The sequence below is a fragment of the Mesorhizobium sp. M7A.F.Ca.ET.027.03.2.1 genome, assembly GCF_003999175.1.
Taxonomy (GTDB): domain Bacteria; phylum Pseudomonadota; class Alphaproteobacteria; order Rhizobiales; family Rhizobiaceae; genus Mesorhizobium.
On the sequence record NZ_RZOM01000896.1, the window covers coordinates 1 to 2581 of the forward strand.

Below are 2581 nucleotides of genomic sequence, written 5' to 3' on the forward strand. Positions count from 1 at the left end.
GTACAAAGGGCGGCGTACATCGCAACCGGTGTCGAATTTCAATGATTTCGCCAAAGCTCTGGCGGCCGCGCGTTTTCCCGTGTTCCTGTTTTCAGGCCACGCCGCCGAAGGCCTGGCATTGGAGATGCTGCAAGGACTGATCGCCGATCTCAATCGCAACTCGCGCGCATCCGGCCTTCATCTGCCGGCGAACGAAAACGGCTGGGGTAGCACGCTCGCCTCGGCCTGGATGACAGGTTTTCCGCTGCGCACCGGCTTTGCGCGCGGCTTCCCGGAATTCGATCCCTGGCGCTGCGATGTGGCGCGCATGATCGCTGCCGGCGAAGCCGACCTGCACCTGCGGATCTCCGCCGCAACGGCCCAACCGAAGGAAAAAAAGCGCCGCATGGCACTGATTGCGTTGACGAAAACGCAAGAGCCGGTTGCCGGTGCCGCAGTCACCATCGCCATCGGCGAGGCTGGGCTTGATCACGATGCGGTTGTCTATTCCAGCCGCACGGGCTCGCTCAGGTCGACCGAGGCGCAAGCGGCCTCGCAATTGCCCTCCGCCGCGACGATCATCCGCCTGATCGCTACCCACGCTTTCGCCGAGCCACTGCCATGCTGACGAAAATCGCCGGCGGCGACATCATCGATCCCGTCAACGGCCGTCTCGGCAAAGGCGACCTCTGGATCAAGGACGACAAGATCGTCCCGGCGCCGGCGGGAGGGGCGGCCGACCGGACCATAGAAGCCAGCGGCTGCATCGTGATGGCTGGCGCCATCGACATCCACTCCCACATCGGTGGCGGCAATGTGAACACCGCGCGGCTGCTCTTGCCCGAACAGCATGCCGCCCATCAGCTGAGGCCAGCAACGACGCCGCTCTCCAATGCCGGCTGGTCGACGTTCCAGACGGGCTGCCTCTACGCAAAGATGGGCTTTACGACGGTGGTCGAGCCGGCGATGTCGCCGGGAGCGGCGCTTCACACGCATCTCGAACTGGCTGACATCCCGATCATCGACAAAGCAACCCTTGCCATTCTCGGCAATGACGATTTCCTTCTGTCGATGATCCGCGATGACGCCCCCTCCACGATGATCGAGGACTATGTCGCCTGGACGGTCGCTTCGACGCGAGCGCTTGGGGTCAAGGTGATCAACGCCGGTGCGGCGGCCGCCTTCAAGGAGAACGTCCGCACCTTCTCGCTGGACGATGTCGTGCCTTCCTATGGCGTCAGTTCGCGCAAGATCGTCAAGACGCTGCAGGCCGCCGTCGACAGTCTTGGCCTGCCGCATCCCCTGCATGTCCATTGCAACAATCTGGGCAGCCCCGGATCGGCGAATACGGCGGCTGCGACGATCGCAGCGGCGGATGGGCTGCCGCTGCATCTCGCCCACCTCCAGTTCTATGGCTATGGCACGGAAGGAAAACGTGGGTTTTCCTCTGCCGCCGCACGGCTTGCCGAACTGGTCAACGCGACGCCGGAAGTCACCATCGATATCGGCCAGGTCATGTTCGGCCAGACGGTCACGGTCTCCTCCGACGTCATGCGGCAGTTTTCGGCGCGTGGCAGCGCGCACCCGAAAAAGACCGTCATTCATGATGGTGACGGCAATGGCGGCGGCATCGTGCCCTACAGCTATGGCAAGGACTTCTACGGCACGATGCAGTGGGCGATCGGGCTCGAGCTTTTTCTCCTGATCGACGATCCCTGGCGTGTGTTCTTCACCACCGATCATCCCAACGGTGCACCTTTTACGGCTTATCCGGCGCTGTTCGAACTGCTGATGAGCCGGGAAGCGCGCGCCGAAATGACCGCTGGACTTTCACGATCCGCCCTGGCGCTCTCTACCCTGGCCGCAATCGACCGCGAATACACGTTCGAGGAAATCGCCATCATGACGCGCGCGGCGCCGGCCAAGCTGCTCGGCTTGACGGATCGAGGCCATCTCGGCGCCGGTGCAATAGCCGACATCGCTGTCTATCGCAGGGACCGCAGTATCGCGAAAATGCTCGGACAGGCGGCGTATGTTTTCAAGGATGGCGATCTCGTCGTGCAAGACGGGGAAATCATCCATTACCGCTGGGGCAAGGCATTGAGGCTCAAGCCGCCTGTCGACAAGGCAATGGTGCGACGGCTCGAGGACTATCACCAGCAGCGCTACGGCCTGTCGCTGGACTGGTTCAATTTTCCGGATTCCGCGATTGCGCGCGAACAGCCATTCGGCGAGGTGCCATGCCGAACATGAGCGTCAATGGGATGACGATCGACGATACCTTCGCGGAAGCCTTCGGCATGCGCGCAACCGCCATCGTCATCACCGCGCCGAGCCGGAAATGGGCTCGCCAGGCGGCGATCACGATGTCCGGCTTCGCCACCTCGGTGATCGGTTGCGGCTGCGAAGCGGCAATCGATCTCGACCTGCCGCCCTCGGCCACACCGGATGGCCGGCCGGGCTGCCGCGTCATGATCTTCGCGATGGGAACGGACGAATTGCAGAAGCAACTGCTCAATCGTGTCGGCCAGTGCGTTTTGACCTCGCCGGGTTCCGCCTGCTTTGCCGGGCTGCAAGGCAGCGCCGAGCTCAAGCTCGGTTC

1 protein-coding gene and 2 pseudogenes are annotated in these 2581 nt (G+C 62.9%); all 3 read left to right on the forward strand.

Annotated elements, in window-relative coordinates:
* Window positions 1-607: pseudogene (locus EN750_RS28600) on the forward strand (tungsten formylmethanofuran dehydrogenase); the annotation flags it as partial.
* The gene (locus tag EN750_RS28605; RefSeq protein ID WP_127398760.1) at window positions 601-2232 is read left to right on the forward strand and encodes a formylmethanofuran dehydrogenase subunit A; all 1632 of its coding nucleotides are present in this window, start codon (window positions 601-603) and stop codon (window positions 2230-2232) included. The pseudogene EN750_RS28600 and the gene EN750_RS28605, both read left to right, overlap by 7 nt.
* A pseudogene (locus tag EN750_RS28610) lies at window positions 2220-2581 on the forward strand (formylmethanofuran--tetrahydromethanopterin N-formyltransferase); the annotation flags it as partial. The gene EN750_RS28605 and the pseudogene EN750_RS28610, both read left to right, overlap by 13 nt.

Bases quoted from the DNA above. Each gene is read 5' to 3' on its own strand.
- EN750_RS28605 (WP_127398760.1), top strand. From the start codon at position 601: ATGCTGACGAAAATCGCCGGCGGCGACATCATCGATCCCGTCAACGGC.